The sequence below is a fragment of the Flavobacterium artemisiae genome, assembly GCF_042678225.1.
GTDB classification, from domain to species: domain Bacteria; phylum Bacteroidota; class Bacteroidia; order Flavobacteriales; family Flavobacteriaceae; genus Flavobacterium; species Flavobacterium artemisiae.
Genome location: NZ_JBHUDZ010000007.1, coordinates 151,480 through 171,415, shown reverse-complemented (window position 1 = coordinate 171,415; position 19,936 = coordinate 151,480). Strand labels below are relative to the sequence as shown.

Sequence of the window (19,936 nt, the reverse complement as noted above, 5' to 3'; positions counted from 1 at the left end):
GGTTCTAAGTTTTTTTTTACTTATTCATAAAACAAAAGGTCTCGTTTTACTCTTGTAAAACGAGACCTTTTGTTTTTATATAAGAAGAGCTTAGTGTCCTCCGCCTCCGCCTTCAATATGGCTGATTCCTTGTTTTTTCAAAATTTTAGGACAGTAGAAACCGTAGAATCCTAAATATGCAAAACCAAGAAGTGGTATAATGTATGAGAAGTGAGTGTAAGTAATTCCGAAAATTCCGTTTGGATTTGTTCCATCTAAATCACAGATACTTCCTTGGATAAGTGGAATTACTCCACCACCTAAAATCATCATGATTAAGAAAGAAGATGCTTTTCCTGTGTTTTTTCCTAAACCTGCGATAGCTAAATCGAAGATTGAAGGCCACATAATAGACAAGAATAATCCGCCAGAAATAAAGAAGAATTTAGCAATTTCTGGATTTGGCCAAACTAGACCTAAAACCATCATTGTTAATCCTGAGATTCCGAAAAGCATTAATGTTTTTCCAGCATTTTTACCACCTACAAAACTTACTGCGATAAATAATAAGATCCAGATTGGGTAGATGTAGAATGAAGAAACGTCGTGTGCAGCAAAAATATTTGCTCCAATGATTACTCCAAATGCAACTGCTGGCACAATAAATTTAAGTGCTGTGTTTACAAGGTTTGAAGTATTGAAAACGTTTGCTCCTCCGTTCCAACGTCCGATCATTAAACTTCCCCAGTAAAGAGCAATAAATGGTGCAACGGCGTCTTCAAGAACGTTTCCGAATTCAGATGTATGCAATAAAGCGGGTAAATTACTGATGATTGTAACCTCTGTTCCAACATAAATAAATATTCCTAACATACCTAAGTATAATTGAGGATAGTCGAAAATGTTGAATTTGCTGTGTCCGTCTTTAATTACTGCCTCTTCTTCTTTTGTTGGGTTTTCGATTTTAGAAAAATTCATGAAAACGGCAACCACGATAAAAGCAAGACCTAAAATAATGAATGGCAATTTGATATCTTCTAACGAAAGAGCTGTTTTTTTGTTATCGCCCATTCCGAACAAGGCAATACCAAGTAAAATAGCTCCAATTGTAGTTCCAAAAGAGTTGATTCCTCCTGCTAAAGTCAAACGGTGTGCGCCAGTTTCTGGGCTTCCCATTTTAATTGCTAAAGGGTTCGCTACAATTTGCTGGATTGAAAATCCTAATCCTACTGTAAATAAGGCAGTTAAAAAGAATGGAAAACTTTGAATTGTTGCAGCTGGAACGAATAAAAACGATCCAACAGCTGACAAAATTAATCCGGCAGATAATGTTTTTTTGTATCCGTATTTTTGTAAAACATCTACTTTTAGAGAAACGATGAAGAATATAATTGATCCTACAAAGTACGCTGCGTAGAATGCCCACGCTACTAATTGTGATTGTACCTGCGATAACGTAAATACTTTTTTGAACACTGGAATAAGGATATCATTGGCAGAACCAACAAAGCCCCAAAAGAAGAAAACAATTATCAAAGAGATAAATTGTCCCCACTTGGTTTGTACATTTTCTGAAGTCATAATAATAATGAGGTTAATTTTTTATTAATCTGTTTTTTGAAGACCGTAAATATATTTGTTAGGATTATCAAAAAAAAATAAAAAGGTATAAATAATGTTAAATTTATACCAACGACACTATTATTTCAACAAAGTGTTAATTTTTACGACTTTAGAAAATAGATTTCATAATTATATTATTCTAGAATCTTATTTTTAACTTCTTTACTGTAGTTTCTGCCGATCGGAATGGTGTAAGATTGGATCTGAATTCGGTTTCCTTCGATAGATTTTACCTTATTTAAGGCAATGACAAAAGATTTATGGATACGCAAAAAGCGATCTGCAGGTAATTCTTCTGACAAAGAAGTGAGGGATTTGTGGGTTATATAGGTTTTGTCTGGAGTAACCACTTTTATATATTCTTTCATTCCTTCAACAAACAAAATCTCTTCAATATTAATTTTCATCATTTTTTTATCGACTTTGATAAAAATATGTGAATCGCCTTTAGTGGTTTCTACTTTAATATTGTTTTTAAGATTGTACTCGGTAGTAATTTTGTTGATGCATTTTATGAATCTAGGAAGCGGAATAGGTTTTACTAAATAATCTAAAACATCAAGGTCATAACTTTCGGCAGCAAATTCTCTAAAAGCGGTTGTTATAATGACTTTGGTTTTGTTCTCTATTAAACTAATAAGTTCAAATCCCGTCATCATCGGCATATTGATGTCTAAGAAAACAGCATCAACATTCACAGTGTTGATAAAATCAAGAGCTTCTAGCGAGTTATTGAATGTTCCAACTATCTCAAAATCTGTAAAATTTGTAAAGTAATTTTGCAGGACTTTGATTGCCAGTGGTTCATCGTCAACTATAACGCATTTAATCTTCATTGTGAATAGGTATTTGTAAACGAATTATATAAAAATTTAGTTTAGTAGTTTGTTTGAGACTAAAATCGGTCTTGTAAATAAGTTTTAGTCGTTTTTTTGTGTTTCTCAAACCAATCCCTCTTTTAGGATTATGGTTTTGTGAAATTACGAAATTATTTAAGATTTCAAAGTCTAAGGTTTGATTGTCAATAACTTTACAGTTGATCTTTATCTTTAAATTTTTATTGTTTAAACTCCCGTGTTTAAAGGCATTTTCGACCAAAGAGATAAAAATTAATGGAGGTACAGAAACATCTTCAATATTAGATTCTAGATTTATAGTTACTTCTACATTTTCGAATCTCAATTTTTCGATTTCGATATAATTTTGAATATAGTCTATCTCTTTTAATAAAGGCACAAACTTAGTTCCTTTAACATCATACAGTACATATTCCATCAAATTAGAAAGTTTGATGATTACATCGGGAACTTTATTAGAAGATTCTAAAGAAAGTGCATATAGATTGTTTAAGGTATTAAAGAAAAAATGTGGCTGAATCTGATTTTCCAGATACTTTAATTTGATTTTAAACTGGTTTTCTCTCAAAGATCTGTTTCGTTCTCTTTCTCGCAGCCAGGTTAAAGTCAGATAAACAGATGATGCCATAGCAAGAACATACAGTTCGCCAATACAAACGGCAACAATATGATTGATTTCGAAAGGATGATATTCTCTATTGGCTTCTGGCCAGATATTTTCGGATACGATATAATAGGTAAGGGCTGTCTTTAATAAATAAACTCCAAACAGACTTAGTACTAATGCAATGGTGTATTGAAAATATTTTTGTTTTAAAACATATTTTGGAACTAAAACAAAGAGGTTGAAATAAACTAACGGAATGTGAAGTGAAAACTCTATTAAGTTTGATTTGAAGGAATACGGATAATCATTAAAGTAAGCTCCCCATCTCAAAAAGTTTAATGTAAAATAGCTTCCCCAGAACCAAAGATGATTTTGCAGTTTGATATCAAATTTAACTTTTTTAATTTCTTTCAATTATAAAAATAAGGGGATTAGTAGTAGGATTCTTTGATTGTAATTTTATGCAACTTTAAACAATTAGTTGCAAAGTGGCAATTCTTTTGCGTAAAAATTTTTAAAAATTACATATTGGTGTTTATTTTTTGAGGTAAAACGTTTTCGTAAAACGCATTATTGAATAATTTATGTCGTTCGTTTAAAATTTTAGGTTGTTGGTTTAATTTATTTTTTTTAACAATGTCTTAAGAATAATTTTACCTCATAACTAACAAAATAAAATAAACATGAAAAAAATTTTCTTAATCTTTATGATTGTTTTTACTGCGCAGGTTTCGCTTGCTCAAGTAAAAAGTGTCAAGGGTGTGATTACAGATTCTGACGGAATGCCATTGCCAGGGGCATCTGTTGCTGTACAAGGAGGTCAAAAAGGTACTACTACCGATTTTGACGGATTGTATTCAATTGAAGTTCAAAAAGGGCAGACTTTAGTTTTTACTTATGTAGGACTAGAAACGCAGTCAATAGTTGTAGGAGATGGTTCTACTATTAATGTTAAATTAGTGCAAGGAGCTTCAAATGCTTTAAATGAAGTTGTTGTAACTTCATTAGGTATTAAAAAGACTAAAAAATCATTAGCATATGCCGCACAAGAACTTAAAGGAGAAGAGTTAACTCGTGTAAAAGATGCCAACCTTATTAATACAGTAGCAGGTAAAATTGCCGGTGTTGCTGTAACGAGAAGTTCATCTGGAGCTGGAGGAACGACAAAAGTTACGATTCGTGGTAATTCATCATTTGTAAACAACCAGCCATTGTATGTAATTGATGGTATTCCATTGTACAACGGAGGTTCTGGACAGCCAAACGGAACTTTTGGAGATTTGAATGGTGGTAATAAAGATGGAGGTGATGTTGTATCTTTAATAAATCCAGACGATTACGAAGGAATGACAGTTCTTAAAGGTGCTGCAGCTTCTGTATTATATGGTTCTCAAGGAGCAAATGGGGTAATTTTATTATCTTCTAAAAAAGCAAAAGCTGGAGCAGAATCATTTAATGTTAACTCAGTAACAACATTTGAAAGTGCTGCTTATCTTCCAGAATTTCAATCAGATTATACTTCTAATGCAGGAGATCCAAGATCTTGGGGAGCAAAACAAAAAGTTGAAGGAGATAAAGATATTAAAGACTTTTTTGAAGTAGGTAATACTCAAATTACATCGATGACTTTTTCAAAAGCTACAGAAGGAGCATCAACTGCTTTAAGTTATGCAAATACAGATTCTAACGGTATAGTTCCAGGAAATCATTTAAAGAAAAACAACTTTGGAATTCGTCAAACAAGCAAATTCTTTAAAGATAAATTAAGTGTTGCTGTAACAGCAAATTATGTTACGCAGACTATTAATAACAGACCAACAAATGGTTTGTATTTTAACCCTATTGCTGGTGTGTACGGTCATCCAAGAGCTTTTTCTCTTAATGATTTAAAAACTTACGAAGTTTTTGATCCAGTTAAAAACATGATGCAGCAAAATTATCCAGGATTTGCGGCTGTTAATGAAAGTAATGAAAATCCTTACTGGCAGATTAACAAACAAAAATCTGTAGATCAAAATAATTTCTTTAACGGAGCAATTGCTTTAGATTATAAAATAGCTGAGTGGTTTCACTTAACTTCAAGATACAGCTACAACAGAAACGAAAGTAATTTCCAAAAAAGAATGTACGCAACTTCTGCAAGTTCTCTGGTACATCCTACAGGAAGATATATCAATGCAAATTTGATCGGTACTCAAAATTATGCTGATTTAATTGCTTTAATTAATACTAAATTTTCAGAAAACTTTAGCTTCAATGGAACTTTAGGTACTAGTATAAATCACTCAAAAGCTACTGGATTAACACTAGATTCTGGTATCGGAGGAGGTTTAGTTTATGATAACATCTTTACTCTTGGTAACTTTGTAAGTAACAACGGAAACGTTCAAACAGGATCAGCAAGAGAAGTTCAGTCAGTATTTGCTGCTACAACTTTTGGTTACAAAGATTATTTATTCTTAGATCTTGCAGCAAGAAATGATTGGTCATCTACATTAGTAAATACTCAAGATCCAGGATATTTTTATCCATCTATTGGTGCAACTGCAATTCTTAGTGAAATGACGACCATGCCAGAATTTATTAACTATGGTAAAGTTCGTGCTACATATGCTAAAGTTGGTAATGATATTGCGGCATCAATTACAAGTCCTACATCTAGCATTGTTGCTGGAAATAACGTAAATCCTACAGTAGGACCAAAACCAGGAACAAGTTTGAAAAATGAATTAAAATCAGAATTGGAGCTTGGTACTGAGTGGAAATTATTTAATAATAGATTAGGTTTTGAATTGTCTTACTATACTTCAGATACTAAAAACCAATTTCTTCAAGTTCCTGCAGAATCTACAAACGCAAACGGATATACTTTTTACGCTATTAATGCTGGTAGTATTTCTAATAAAGGATTTGAGGTTGTTTTATATGGTGATGTAGTAAGAGGTGATAAATTCAATTGGGAAACAAGAGTTAACTATTCACAAAACAAGAGTAGAGTAAATGATATTCCTTCAGAATCAACAGGCGGAAGAATTGTTCTTACAGATCCAGGTTCTAACTCTTATAGATATTCATTAATTGAAGGAAGACCATTTGGTGTAATCGAAGGTTTTGATTTTAAAAGAGATGACCAAGGAAGAATCTTAGTTAATGATGATAATACATTACAAAGAACAGACTGGAAAGAAATAGGAAATGCAAATCCTGATTTTATGTTAGGCTGGTCTAACACATTTAAAATTGGAGCATTTACTGCGAATATTTTATTAGACGGACGTTTTGGAGGAGAAGTACTTAGTTTGACACAGGCAATCAATGATTTTAATGGTGTTTCTAAAGCAACAGGTGATGCTAGAAATGCTGGATCTGTAAAACTTAATGGTGTTAAAGCTAGTGACGGAACTCCAGTGACTTCAATGGATCCTTACACATATTATACAAATACTTCAGGAAGAAACGGAGTAAGTAGCCAATATGTTTATGATGCAACAAATGTTAGTGTTAGAGAAATTTCTGTAGGATATACATTTAATAAAGCAAAACTACCTTTTGTTCAAACAGCTACAATCTCTTTAATTGCTAGAAATTTATTCTTTATTTATAAAGATGCTCCATTTGATCCAAATGTGGCGCTAAGTACAGGTGAAGGTTTACAAGGTGTTGATGTATTCGGAATGCCGTCAACAAGAAGTATCGGTCTTAATTTAAACTTAACATTCTAATCTTACTATCATGACATTAAATATAATAAAAAGAACAGCAATATGCTTCTCTCTTCTTGCAGCTTTTGGTTGTACAGATAATTTTGAGGAGATAAACCAAAACCCTGTTGGTGCAACCACACCGGATTTGGAACAAAATTTTAATAATATAAAAAGTTTAATTAAGCCTGCCTTTACTAGACTTTATATATCAGATGTAACTTGGCAGTATCAGTTACAGCAAAGTTTGCAAGCAGATGGATGGTCAGGATATATGACCAGTCCAAATGAATTTGGAGGAATCAACAACCATAATTACAACTTAAATCCGAACTGGAACGGGTATGCTTGGGATGATGCGTATGTAAATATCGTTGCAAACTTGTTTAAAGTAGAGCAGAGAGCAAAAGGAAAATACGATCAGTTTTATGCATGGTCACTTATTATAAAAGTGGCAACTATGCAGCGTATTACAGATATGTACGGACCAGCAGTATATTCTAAATTCGGAGGCGAAGGTCTTGCAACTTACGATTCTCAGGAGCAAATTTACACTCAGATGTTTAAAGATTTGGATTTTGCAGTTACAGATTTGACTCAAAGAGTAACGGCTGGAGAAGTTTCTAAATTCGCTGAAACAGATCAATCTAATTATGCTGGAAGCTATGCTCAATGGGTTAAGTATGCAAACTCACTTCGTTTAAGATTAGCAGTTCGTATCTCTAAAGTAAATCCTGCATTGGCAAAAACAGAAGCTGAAAAAGCAGTAAGCCAATCAATTGGGGTGTTTAAATTAAATGCAGATCTTATTAAAATTAAATCACCATTGGATTTAAATGTAATTGATGTAATGAGCCACGTTTGGGTTGGTTTAAATATGGGAGCTGATATGGAATCTATCATGGGTGGATACCAAGATCCTAGAATGGCCAAATATTGGGAACCTTCTACACAAGTTGAAGGTGAATATAGAGGTGTGAGAACAGGTATTGTATATCCAACTCCATCAACTTACGCTAATTTTTCTAGAACTGGTGATAGAACAAGAACTGGTGAAGTTACTTGGATGTCAACTGCTGAGGTTTATTTCTTAAGATCTGAAGGAGCTTTAAGAGGATGGAACATGGGCGGTACTGCAAAAGATTTATACGAAGCAGGTATTAGAGCATCGTTTGAACAAAACGGTGTTGAAGGTGCAGCCGCGTATATTGCAGATGATGTTAAAATAGCAAAAGACTATGTTGATCCTATTAGTGCTGTAAATAATGCACCAGCAGTTTCTAAAGTTACAGTTGCTTGGGGAGCTACTAACGAAATCAATTTAGAAAAAATCATCACACAAAAATGGATTGCTACTTATCCTGATGGACAAGAAGCTTGGTCTGAATACCGAAGAACAGGTTATCCTAAATTGTTTAGAATCACTAATAATAAGAGCGGTGGTATCATCAGTACTGCTTTAGGAGTTAGAAGACTTCCATTTGCACAATCTGAGGCATCAAACAATCCTAAAGGAGTTGAGTCTGGAGTTGCAGTTCTTGGCGGTCCAGATAACGGAGCGACCAGACTTTGGTGGGACGTTGATAAAGCAAACTTCTAAAAACAAAAAACAAGAAAATTTAAGTTTGGTTAGTAAGAGAGTATAGGCGGCGAAAGCTGTCTATACTATTCTTTAACCAAAATCGTACTGACTACAAAAAAGAAAAGAAATGAAAAGTGCTTTAGAAATTAAACCTGATATCAGCTATAAAAGCGCAGGGAAATTTGAAGAAACAAGATTCGAAAAAATCCACAACGAAATCTTCAAAAGTTCTGCAGAAGCTTCTATAATTGTAGCACAGGAAATTGCGCAGCTGATTAGATCTAAACAAGAAAAAGGTAAAAACTGTGTTTTAGGTCTTGCAACGGGTTCTTCGCCAATTAAGGTATACGAAGAATTGGTTAGAATGCACAAAGAAGAAGGTCTAAGTTTTAGCAATGTTATCACTTTCAATCTGGATGAATATTATCCGATGAATAGAGAGAACAATCAGAGCTATCATTATTTCATGCACCAGCATCTTTTTAATCATATTGATATTAAACCTGAAAATGTTAATATTCCTGACGGAACTATAGCTCTAGAAGAACTGAATCAATATTGTATTGATTATGAAATGAATATTAAAAATGCTGGAGGTCTGGATTTTCAGCTTTTAGGAATCGGACGCACGGGACACGTTGGTTTTAATGAACCAGGTTCTCACGTTAACTCAGGAACAAGAATCATCACTTTGGATCATATTACCAGAGTTGATGCATCTTCAGATTTTAACGGGATTGACAATGTTCCTAAAAGAGCTATTACAATGGGCGTTTCGACTATCATGAGATCTAAACGTATTGTATTGATGGCTTGGGGTCAGAATAAAGCAGAAATAATAAAAAGAACGATTCAAGGTGAAATCAGTTCAGAAGTTCCAGCTACTTTCCTGCAGAATCATTCTAATGCAACATTTGTTTTAGATCAGTCGGCAGCTTCGGAATTAACACGTTTCAAAACACCGTGGTTAGTTGGAGAATGCCTTTGGACACCAGAATTAAAAAGCAAAGCCATCGTTTGGTTATGCCAAAAAACAAAACAATCAATTTTAAAATTAACAGACAGGGATTACAATAATAACGGAATGTCTGATCTACTAGCGCAGGAAGGTTCTGCTTACGATATGAACATCAATATGTTTAATATTTTACAGCATACCATTACCGGCTGGCCGGGAGGAAAACCAAATACAGATGATTCTCATCGCCCAGAAAGAGCCAATCCGGCAAAAAAGAGAGTGATTCTTTTCAGCCCGCATCCAGATGATGATGTGATTTCGATGGGTGGTACTTTCTCAAAATTAATCAAACAAGGGCATGATGTTCATGTAGTGTATCAAACCTCTGGAAACATTGCAGTTACAGATGATGAAGCGCTAAAATTTGCTGAGGTTGCAAGTGATTTTATAGGTAAAGAAGCAGCAGATATAAATTTTAAAGAGGTAATTCATTTTTTAAATAATAAATCAGAAAACCAGATTGATTCTTTAGAAGTTAGAAAACTAAAAGGATTGATCAGAAGAAGAGAATCGTACGCAGCAACGCGTTACATCGGACTGAAGGATGAAAATACACATTTCTTAGATCTTCCTTTTTATGAAACAGGACAGGTAAAGAAAAATCCGTTAGGGCCAGAAGATATTGCCATTGTAAAAGAGATTATTGCTAAAATCAAACCGCATCAGGTTTTTGCGGCAGGAGATTTAGCCGATCCGCATGGCACGCATGAAGTTTGCCTTAATGCAATTTTTGCAGCAATGGGACAATTAAAAACAGAAAAATACATGGATGACTGCTGGCTGTGGCTTTACAGAGGCGCTTGGCACGAATGGGATATTCATGAAATAGATATGGCAGTACCGCTTTCGCCATCAGAAGTGTTGTTAAAACGTCATGCGATTTTATACCATCAATCTCAAAAAGACAGAGTAATGTTTCAAGGAAATGATTCTAGAGAATTCTGGGTCAGAGCCGAGGACAGAAATAAAAATACTGCCGTTTTATATGACGAATTAGGTTTGGCAGAATATGAAGCTATTGAAGCTTTTAAGCGTTTTGATTATTAAAGTTACTTTTTTACGATTCGGTTTTAATCGAATCAAATAGCAAAATTCAGATCGATTTTATACGATAGTGAGGTTCAATAGAAGTCTGTCTGGGTTTTGTTTCTTTCTAATTACTAATAGTGTTTAAGGACGCTATTTTACAAAAAACTAAAAAATGAAATATTTATTTGTACTACTATTAGCGGGTGTAACGGCTGGCGCTCAAGTCAAAAAAGAGCAGCTCAATCTTATGCCTTGGCCTCAGAATGTTGTTATTAACGAAGGTAATTTTGCTTTAAATAAAAATTTTAGAGTTAACATTACTGGAAATCCAAATCCTAGAATATTTGGAGGAGTAACTCGCTTTTTGCGCCGCTTAGATGGTAGAACAGGTATTTTTTTTGAGCAGGGCTTTATAACCAAATTAAACGAATTTCCTGAAGCGACACTTCAAATCAATTGCACGAAAAGCGGAAAAATTGGTTTGTATGAAGATGAAAGTTATCATTTAGATATAAAATCGAATAAAATTACAATTAATGCTTCGAGTGATTTAGGAGCTTTACACGGTTTAGAAACATTGTTACAAATGCTTCAAAACAATTCAAATTCATTTTATTTTCCAGTATCGCAGATTTCAGATTTTCCTCGTTTTACTTGGAGAGGATTAATGATTGATGCTTCTAGACATTTTCAGCCTGTAGATGTGATCAAAAGAAATATCGATGCATTGGCAGCTATGAAAATGAATGTTTTTCACTGGCATTTGGTTGATGATCAAGGTTGGAGAATTGAAATGAAAAAGCATCCGAGACTGATTGAATTAGCATCAGACGGAATGTACTACACACAGGAAGAAATTAAAAATATCGTTAAATACGCCGATCAGCGTGGTATTTTGATTGTTCCAGAAATAGATGTTCCAGGTCACGGATCAGCTATTTTAACTGCTTATCCAGAAATTGGCAGTAAAGTGATTACGGTTACCGGCGGAACTTCCGAAAAAAATATTCAAGGTACAGCAATAGCTACCTATGGAGTTGAAAGAAATGCAGGCATTTTTTCGCCTACATTAGATCCTTCAAATCCTAAAACATATCAGATTTTAAGTGAAATTTTTGATGAGGTTTGCCCATTATTCCCAGGCGCTTATTTTCATATTGGGGGAGACGAAAATGAAGGAAAAGACTGGGATGCAAACCCAAAAATTCAAGAATTTAAAAAGAAACATAAATTAAATACCAATCACGAATTACAGACTTATTTTACCATGCAGCTAGCGCCAATGCTTAAGAAACATGGTAAACAATTGATGGGTTGGGAAGAAATCTTAACAAAAGATTTATCTAAAGAAGCTATTGTACATTCTTGGAGAGGTCCAAACGAAGGAGTTGTTGCGGGGCAATCATTAGTTAATGCCGTTAAAAAAGGCTATAAAACAGTTCTTTCAAATGGTTTTTATATTGATTTGATGTATCCAGTTGCAAGTCATTATCTAAATGACCCAATGCCAAAAGATGCCACTTTAACTGCTGAAGAAAAAGCTAGAATTCTAGGAGGAGAAGCCACAATGTGGACAGAACTTGCAACTCCCGAAACTATAGATTCGAGAGTATGGCCGAGAACAGCGGCAATCGCAGAAAGATTATGGTCTGCAGAAGACGTTACAGATGTTGCTAATATGCGCAAACGTCTTGAAACAGTTTCGTTTAGATTAGAAGAATTAGGACTTACGCACATTAGAAATAAAGCTGTGATCTTAAGAAATATCTCTAATAATCAGAATTTTAAATCTTTAAATGAATTCACAAATGTCTGCGAACCATTAAAAGGATATACAAGAAACAAAGGAGGAACAGAATACCAAATGTATTCGCCGTTCACACTTTTTGCAGATGCCTGCGGGCCAGATGCCAAAGATTCATTAGCATTTAATGATGCCGTAAATGAATATTTAAAATCAAAAACACCAGAAAACAAAGTAAAAGTGGCGGCCTTTTTTACAAAATGGATTGCCGTTAATAAAGGATTAATTGAGTTAGGAAGTAATGCACCATTGGTGCAGCCAATACTGCCTCTTTCAAAAAAACTAAGTGATGCTTCTCAAGAGTTATTACTTGTTTTAGATAATAAATCGACACTTAAAAAAGAAGATTTGAAGGCTCTTATCGAGCAATGTAATACAAAAGATCATGCTGATGTTGAATTATCAGTGTATGAAAGTCTTAAAAAATTACTATAAAGTTTGGTTTTGATTAGTATTGAGTAGATTGAATCGCCATCATATTGTTATTTAGAGTTAATAATATATTATCTCTATTGGAGAATTCTGGTAGAGATAATTCTGGCGAGAAAAAAATGAAATAGTTTTTGAAACTGAATAAAAATATGTTCCACAACATGATAAATGAAATGAATTATTAACCCTTAAAACCAAATAAAAGAAGAAGAATAAAAAGTAAACATGACAAAAAAGTATTTATAATGATTAAGGTTTCCCCAGATTTATCTTATTGAATTTAATACTGAATTTTTAAAAGTTGAATAGATACAAACCAAACTATACTAATGATTATGGAAATATTGGTAATAGTAGTATTTATTTAGAAATGTAATTATGAATTAGTTTCTGGCAGATACAGCATTGACTGCATCGAGCTGATTATTATTTGTGTTGGTGCCGATTGGTGCTTACACATTGAAATTGGAGTATTTATTTTCTATTAACCAATATTATTAATTATGAAACATTATTACAGATTGCTTTTTTTGTTACTGTTTCCCTTACTTGCCGCAGCACAACCAGCACACGGTAAAAAAGTAGTAGGGTATTATGCGCAATGGTCGATCTACGCCCGGGATTTTAATGTTCCGAAGATTGACGGAAGTAAATTGACGCATTTGAATTATTCTTTTTATGGTACAACTTATGATCCTGCTCATCCAGAGAATACAAAGTTGAAATGTTTGGATACCTATGCTGACTTTGAGCATATGGAAGGTGGAATTCCGTGGGACGCTCCTGTAAAAGGGAACTTTTATGATTTGAAAAAACTAAAAGAAAAGTATCCGCATTTAAAAATTTTAATTTCTGTAGGAGGATGGACAAAAGGTCAAGATCTTTCTCCAATTGCTGCAAGCCCTGTAGCAAGAGCGGCTCTAGCGGCAGATATGGTAAACTTCATCACAACTTATCCTTTTATCGACGGATTTGATATTGATTGGGAGTATCCGCTTTCTGGTGGAACAGACGGTACAGAAATTGTAAACGGAATGCCTGTGCCTCCACAAAAATACAGCCCTGATGACAACAAAAATTTAGTGCTTTTACTGAAAGCTATGCGTCAGGCAATGCCAAATAAACTGGTTACGATTGCTGCAGGAAACAATGTTCGAAATGTTTCGAAACAATATTTGGGACCAAACAACAGAGCGCAATACGGAATGACAGAAGATATTTCGACTTATTGCGATTATATCACGTATTTCGGGTATGATTTTGGAGGAAACTGGTACGATAAAACGTGCTACAATGCTCCATTATATGCCAGCGGGAATCCAAATGATCCATTGTACGGTGCAGCACAATCGGAATCGCTTGACGAATTAACAAATCAATATCTAAACGTGATTGGTTTTCCTGCTAATAAATTAATTATGGGATTACCTTTTTACGGAAAAAAATTTGATAACGTAGCAGCAAATTCAACAAACGGATTATTTGTTGCAGCACCAAGATATGTAGTGCCAGGATGTACCAATCCGCAAAATCCAACAGGAACGTGGGATGGTTCTGGAGCGTGCGAAAAATCAGGAAGTATCGAAATCTGCGATTTAGTCGGAAATCCAGTTACTAATTCACATGCTTATTTAGATCCAAATACGATGATGGTAACGCCATCTGCAGCTTCGGCAGGATGGGTTCGTTACTTCGATAATACTACAAAAGTTCCTTATTTATACAATTCAACTACGAAAGAGTTTATTTCTTATGAAGATAAACAGTCAATGGATTTAAAGGTTCAATATATAAAATCAAAGAGTTTAGCTGGAGGTATGATTTGGGAATTATCTCAAGATACAAGAGGCTCAATTCCAAATTCATTATTAAACCAAGTTGATACTTCTTTCGGAAGCGTAGTTCCAGGAACCGTAAGTATTGCAGGTTCTGTAAAAAACGGAGCAAATTTGGTTACAGATGTTACAGTAGAATTAAGAAATGCAAGTAATGCAGTGATTCAAACAATCGTTTCTGCAACAGGAAACTTTACATTCAACAGCTTAACTTCAGGACAAAATTATTCACTAACAGCAGCAAAAGCAACTTATACTTTTGTACCAGTTAGTTTAACAAACGTAACAGTGAATCAAACAGGAGTTACGATTCAAGGATCACAGCCGGTGTACACAGTAAGCGGAACAGTTTTAAACGGATCAACACCAGTTTCTGGTGTAACAGTTTCGGCAGTTTCGGGCAGTACAACTTTAACAGGAGTTTCAAATGCTAGCGGAGTTTACAGTGTTGCAGGTTTGACAGCTGGATTAAACTTTACGGTTTCAGCTTCAAAATCAGGATTTTCATATACACCAGCATCAACAGTTTACAATGCAATAGATGCTAATAAAACGTTGAATTTTACGCAAGGCGCAGCTGTTGTTAATTACACAGTAAGCGGAACAGTTCTAAACGGAACAACTCCAGTTGCTGGTGTAACAGTTACAGCTTCTTCTACAGCAGGAAATGTTACAGCCGTTACCAATTCAAGCGGAGCATATTCTCTAAGTTTAGCTTCTGGCGGAAATTACACAGTAACTGCAGCTTTGACTGGGCAGACATTTACTCCTGCATCTACAGTTTATTCTAATTTGAATGCCAATAAAACTTTAAACTTCACGCAGGACGTTGTTTCATCTTCAAGCAAAATCAGCGGAACAGTAAAAAATGGTACAGTTCCGGTTGCGGGAGCAAAAGTAGAATTGGTTTTACCTTGGACAGACAATACACACAACTGGAAAAGTGTTTTAGCGACAACAGATGCGCAAGGAAAATACAGTTTTGACAATTCTGTGATTGATGGTTACACACAAGCTTTAAGTTTAAAATTAAACTCTTGGCAGAATGGAGAAGTAGCGTATTACCCAAATAACTTGGCCAACTTTGCTATTCCTGCAAATCCAACGGTTTATAATTTTAATACAAGTTCAACAGCAAAAACGGCTTTAGCTGCAGCGGTAAACTTAATCAGCGGAACAGTTAAAAACGGAACAACTCCTGTTGCTGGTGCAAAAGTAGAAATCGTTTTACCTTGGACTGATAACACACACAATTGGAAAAGCGTTTTGGCAACAACAGATGCATCAGGAAATTATACTTTTGATAATTCAGTTGTAGCAGGTTATACACAAATATTAAGTTTGAAATTAAATTCATGGGAAAATGGTGAAGTGACTTACTATCCAAATAACCTAGCCAACTTTGCTGTTCCAACAACTCCAACGGTTTATAATTTTAACAGACAAGCGGTGGTTGCAACTAAGCCAGTCGTTACAATTACAGCCCCAACGGCTTCGACGATTGCTATAAATTTAGGGTCAGCAATTAATTTTGTTGCAAGTGTCGGATTAAGTGCTGCAGATGCTACTACAATCTCATCTGTTGTATTTAGTTTAGATGGACAAACTTTAAGCGCATCGAATTCTTCGGGAACTTATACAGCGGTTTGGACACCAACAGCAAATCAGTTTTCACTTTCTCATACATTAACCGTTACAGCTACTGCATCAAACGGAACAACAGATTCAAAAACATACAGTTTTACATTAACTTGTTCAGGTGCAAACTGTCCTAATTCACTGCCAGTAATTACTTGGAATTCGCCATCGAATACTACTGTAACTCAAAGTTCTTTCCAAGCTGTGCCAATTTCAGTTACAGCTGTTGATAGCGACGGTACTGTTTCAGGAGTTACTATTACAATAAACGGCGGTACATTCAACATGACAGCAGGTACAAATAATACTTATACGTATAATTTTACGCCAACTGCTTATCAGGATTATCCAGTTGTAATCAAAGCAACCGATAATAAGTCTGGCATAACGACTTTAAACAATACTATTAAAATTGCTCAAGTAGGAACTAATAGATTTATTCCGCTTCCAGCTAAAGTTCTTTTAGGTTATGCACATTCTTGGGAAAATACTTCAGCACCGTTTTTATATTTCTCTCAAATGGTGGGAAGCAAATTTAACGTAGTCGATTATTCTTTCGTAGAAACAGTTAATCGCGATGGTTATACGCCAATATTAACTACAAATGACACCAGATATTTAACCAATGGCGTTTTCAATAAGCAATTGCTGAAAAATGATATAAAATCCTTAAGAGATAGCGGCGTTCCTGTTATTGTATCTATTGGAGGTCAGAATGGTCATGTTGTTTTGGACAATGTAGCTCAAAAAAATATTTTTGTTAATGGTCTAAAAGCAATCATTGACGAGTATCAATTTGATGGAGTTGATATTGATTTTGAAGGTGGATCTATGAATTTTAGCGCAGGAAATTTAAGAGATATTTCTTATGCTGGTATTTCAGCTTATCCAAGATTAAAAAACGTGGTAGATGCTTTCAAAGAATTAAAAGCTTACTATGGCCCTGGATTTTTATTAACTGCGGCACCAGAAACACAATATGTACAAGGAGGATATTCTACTTATACAGATACTTTTGGTTCCTTCCTGCCAATCATTCAAAACTTGCGTAATGAATTGGATTTGTTAGCAGTACAATTGTATAATACAGGAGGAGAAAACGGATTAGACGGCCAGTATTATGGTTCGGCTAAAAGAGCAAACATGGTAACTGCCCTAACAGATATGATAATAAAAGGGTACAACATTGCTTCAACAGGAATGCATTTCGATGGGTTGCCAGCTTCTAAAGTTCTTATTGCATTACCGGCTTGTCCAAGTGCAGCAGGAAGTGGTTACATAACGCCGACAGAAGGAATTAATGCGATGCATTATTTAAGAACAGGAACTACTTTTTCAGGAAGAACGTACACGATGCAGCCAGGCGGACCTTATCCTTCTTTAAGAGGTTTAATGACTTGGTCTGTAAACTGGGATGCATCTTCTTGCGGGAATTCATCTGAATTGTCTAAAGCGTATGCAGCATATTTCGCTTCGCAGACAGCAGCCAAAACATTGGTGCTTGATGATATTTCTTCACAAAATAATACCACAGTTGCTTACTTTAAAAACAATGCATTGTCTGTTGTAAATGAAAATGAAGAAATCGCTCAAGTTGATGTATTCAATGTTTTTGGACAAAATATAATAAGCCAGAGAAATGTTCAGAACAACAAAGAAGTGGTGTTGCACAATTATAGTTTTTCATCAAAGCAAGTATTTATTGTGATTGTAACAGACAAATCTGGACACAAAAAATCATTGAAAGTGATGAACTTTTTAAACTAAAGTGAATCAAGAATGAAGATAAAACGAAATAAAAAAAAATCTGGTATGGTTAAAATTGAGTTTGGTTATTTATTTTTTAATCAATTTTTTATTTCGAATAAATGCATCGGTTTTAGGTAATTTGTTATTTGGTTTTTATCTAGAAAAGTGCATTATGAACCCGACAGTCCACTGTCGGGTTTTTTTATGGTATAAAATGCCAATCGGTTAAATAATTCTAATCTATTTTAATATTTTTACCGCAACTAACAACCAAACCAAAATGAAAATAGTAAAATACGTATTTCTAATTATAGGCTTAGCTTTATTAGGCGGGGCCTTTTATCTGTATCAAAACAAACAAGCATTTTTAGATAAAGCGGTAAAAGTTCAAGGTACAGTTACAGACTTAATAGCTTCAAGATCTGATAAATCTACCACTTACAGACCAGTTGTTTCTTATACAACAAAAGACGGAAAGCAGATAGAATTTACTTCATCGGTTGGCAGTAATCCTCCAAGTTATCATGAAGGAGAAACCGTAGAAATTTTTTACGACCCTGCCGATCCTTATGATGCTGATATTAATGGATTTGTGTCTTTATGGCTTGCACCTTTAATTTTAGGAATTATAGGAACAATTTTCTTTTTGATCGGATTTCTCATTATTCTATTTGGTAAAATGAAACAAAAGAAAATAGAAGATCTAAAATTCAACGGAAAATCTATTATAACAAAATTTGATCATGCTGACCTTAACTACAATTATAAAGTAAACGGAAGAAGTCCGTATGTGATTTACAGTCAATGGTTGAATCCTGCAACTAACGAACTGCATTTGTTTAAGAGCGAGAATATTTGGTTTGACCCAAATAATTTTATTCCGTCAGAAGGAATTAAAGTGCTTATTGATCCTTCAAATCCAAAGAAATACTATATGGATATTTCTTTTTTGCCCAAAGTGAGCAATTAATTTCAGAGAGGAAAAAACTAAATTTTTAAGTAATTTTGCGACTCATTTATTTTATTTCTTTTTAATGAAAAAGCTAATTGTTTTTATTGTTTTCTTTTTAATTTTTACTTCAAGTTTTAGTCAGATAAAATTCGGAAATCCAGAAGTAGATCCCGTTCAAATTCAGAAAACGTATGAGAGCTGGTCAGTATACAATAAAAAGATTATGCTTTCTAGAGATTTTACTGCTTTAGATAATACATCAAAAGAAATAACGAAAGAAGCTTTTTTAACCGCATTGGCAAACGGAAATTTTATTCCAATTCGATTAAAATCTCAAGATTTAGATTACAGTTATAAATTATTCAAAATACTTCCAAAATCAGATACAAGTATCAAAGCAACCATCAATCAGGAAGCTTTTGATGCTTTGAAAAACTTTGAAATGGAAGGGAAGCCTTTTCCGCAATTTTCATTTAAAGATTTAGAAGGGAACGAAGTTTCAAACGAAACGATGAAAGGCAAAATCATCGTAATCAAATGTTGGTACATTCATTGTGCTGCGTGTATTAAAGAATTTCCAGCCGTAAACGCATTAGTCGCAAAATACAAAGACCGAAAAGATATTGTTTTTGTAAGCCTTGCCGAAGATACTCCAGAACAATTAAAAACTTTTCTAACGAGAAAACCGTTATCCTATTCTGTAATTCCAAATATGAAAGAATATATGAATAATACATTGCAGTTAAATGCATTTCCAACCCATTTTATTCTCAATAAAGAAGGAAAAATTGCAAAAGTTTTAAACAACTACGAAAGTCTGGAAGTCGCTTTGGAAAAAGAAGTTTTTTAAACCATATTAGTTCATATAAGAGATTATAAGTTTTTGTGTAAAGTTTAAATTATGGGTATTGTTTGTCAGAAATGACAAAAATGAGGTTACTTTGCATAAAACTTTGCGCCCTAGCGACTTTGCGGGAAAAAGATTCGTTTGCATGAAAAAACTGCGCAACTCTGCACCTTTGCAACTCTTCATCTTTTTTCCTTACCAGAGATTAAGTTTGTTTTAAATGAACTTACACTACTTATATGGTTCAAATATTACTTATATCGTTCAAAAAACTTTGCAACTC

Annotated in this window: 10 protein-coding genes; 7 read left to right on the top strand and 3 right to left on the bottom strand. The window is 34.2% G+C overall.

Annotation, left to right across the window (positions count from 1 at the left end; all coding sequences use genetic code 11):
• Nucleotides 1–90 precede the first annotated feature (90 nt).
• The 3 genes from ACFSC2_RS05950 to ACFSC2_RS05940 form a co-directional block, all read right to left on the bottom strand.
• Nucleotides 91–1,560 carry an MFS transporter gene (locus ACFSC2_RS05950; RefSeq protein ID WP_379816492.1) on the bottom strand — a complete coding sequence of 490 codons (1,470 nt, stop codon included), beginning with the start codon at nucleotides 1,558–1,560 and terminating at the stop codon, nucleotides 91–93.
• A gap of 176 nt (nucleotides 1,561–1,736) precedes the next feature.
• The gene (locus ACFSC2_RS05945) at nucleotides 1,737–2,438 is read right to left on the bottom strand and encodes a LytR/AlgR family response regulator transcription factor (protein ID WP_379816491.1); all 702 of its coding nucleotides are present in this window, start codon (nucleotides 2,436–2,438) and stop codon (nucleotides 1,737–1,739) included.
• Nucleotides 2,428–3,480: a sensor histidine kinase gene (locus tag ACFSC2_RS05940; protein WP_379816490.1), complete on the bottom strand. Its 1,053-nt coding sequence runs from the start codon at nucleotides 3,478–3,480 to the stop codon at nucleotides 2,428–2,430. Before ACFSC2_RS05940 ends, ACFSC2_RS05945 begins: the two co-directional genes overlap by 11 nt.
• A gap of 269 nt (nucleotides 3,481–3,749) precedes the next feature.
• Here ACFSC2_RS05940 and ACFSC2_RS05935 point away from each other — a divergent pair, with 269 nt between their 5' ends.
• The 7 genes from ACFSC2_RS05935 to ACFSC2_RS05905 all read left to right on the top strand — a co-directional run bounded on the left by ACFSC2_RS05935 (nucleotide 3,750) and on the right by ACFSC2_RS05905 (nucleotide 19,656).
• Nucleotides 3,750–6,788 (top strand): SusC/RagA family TonB-linked outer membrane protein, encoded by a 3,039-nt coding sequence (locus ACFSC2_RS05935; protein WP_379816489.1) that lies wholly within the window; start codon nucleotides 3,750–3,752, stop codon nucleotides 6,786–6,788.
• A gap of 10 nt (nucleotides 6,789–6,798) precedes the next feature.
• Complete coding sequence (locus ACFSC2_RS05930; protein WP_379816488.1) at nucleotides 6,799–8,367, top strand: RagB/SusD family nutrient uptake outer membrane protein; 1,569 nt, start codon at nucleotides 6,799–6,801, stop codon at nucleotides 8,365–8,367.
• Nucleotides 8,368–8,476: 109 nt separating this feature from the next.
• On the top strand, nucleotides 8,477–10,414 hold the full coding sequence (gene nagB / locus ACFSC2_RS05925) for a glucosamine-6-phosphate deaminase (RefSeq protein ID WP_379816487.1): 1,938 nt from the start codon (nucleotides 8,477–8,479) through the stop codon (nucleotides 10,412–10,414).
• A 154-nt stretch (nucleotides 10,415–10,568) separates the two neighbouring features.
• Nucleotides 10,569–12,635 carry a beta-N-acetylhexosaminidase gene (locus ACFSC2_RS05920; protein WP_379816486.1) on the top strand — a complete coding sequence of 689 codons (2,067 nt, stop codon included), beginning with the start codon at nucleotides 10,569–10,571 and terminating at the stop codon, nucleotides 12,633–12,635.
• A 500-nt stretch (nucleotides 12,636–13,135) separates the two neighbouring features.
• Nucleotides 13,136–17,872: a T9SS-translocated chitinase ChiA gene (gene chiA / locus ACFSC2_RS05915; protein WP_379816485.1), complete on the top strand. Its 4,737-nt coding sequence runs from the start codon at nucleotides 13,136–13,138 to the stop codon at nucleotides 17,870–17,872.
• 262 nt (nucleotides 17,873–18,134) lie between these two features.
• Nucleotides 18,135–18,824 (top strand): DUF3592 domain-containing protein, encoded by a 690-nt coding sequence (locus tag ACFSC2_RS05910; RefSeq protein WP_379816484.1) that lies wholly within the window; start codon nucleotides 18,135–18,137, stop codon nucleotides 18,822–18,824.
• Between the two features lie 64 nt (nucleotides 18,825–18,888).
• On the top strand, nucleotides 18,889–19,656 hold the full coding sequence (locus tag ACFSC2_RS05905; protein ID WP_379816483.1) for a TlpA family protein disulfide reductase: 768 nt from the start codon (nucleotides 18,889–18,891) through the stop codon (nucleotides 19,654–19,656).
• The last annotated feature ends 280 nt before the right edge of the window (nucleotides 19,657–19,936 follow it).

What these genes read in the sequence shown, in the direction of transcription:
- ACFSC2_RS05950 (WP_379816492.1), bottom strand. Translation starts at nt 1,560, where the DNA reads ATGACTTCAGAAAATGTACAAACCAAGTGGGGACAATTTATCTCTTTG.
- ACFSC2_RS05945 (WP_379816491.1), bottom strand. Translation starts at nt 2,438, where the DNA reads ATGAAGATTAAATGCGTTATAGTTGACGATGAACCACTGGCAATCAAA.
- ACFSC2_RS05935 (WP_379816489.1), top strand. Translation starts at nt 3,750, where the DNA reads ATGAAAAAAATTTTCTTAATCTTTATGATTGTTTTTACTGCGCAGGTT.
- ACFSC2_RS05930 (WP_379816488.1), top strand. Translation starts at nt 6,799, where the DNA reads ATGACATTAAATATAATAAAAAGAACAGCAATATGCTTCTCTCTTCTT.
- nagB (WP_379816487.1), top strand. Translation starts at nt 8,477, where the DNA reads ATGAAAAGTGCTTTAGAAATTAAACCTGATATCAGCTATAAAAGCGCA.
- ACFSC2_RS05920 (WP_379816486.1), top strand. Translation starts at nt 10,569, where the DNA reads ATGAAATATTTATTTGTACTACTATTAGCGGGTGTAACGGCTGGCGCT.
- chiA (WP_379816485.1), top strand. Translation starts at nt 13,136, where the DNA reads ATGAAACATTATTACAGATTGCTTTTTTTGTTACTGTTTCCCTTACTT.
- ACFSC2_RS05910 (WP_379816484.1), top strand. Translation starts at nt 18,135, where the DNA reads ATGAAAATAGTAAAATACGTATTTCTAATTATAGGCTTAGCTTTATTA.
- ACFSC2_RS05905 (WP_379816483.1), top strand. Translation starts at nt 18,889, where the DNA reads ATGAAAAAGCTAATTGTTTTTATTGTTTTCTTTTTAATTTTTACTTCA.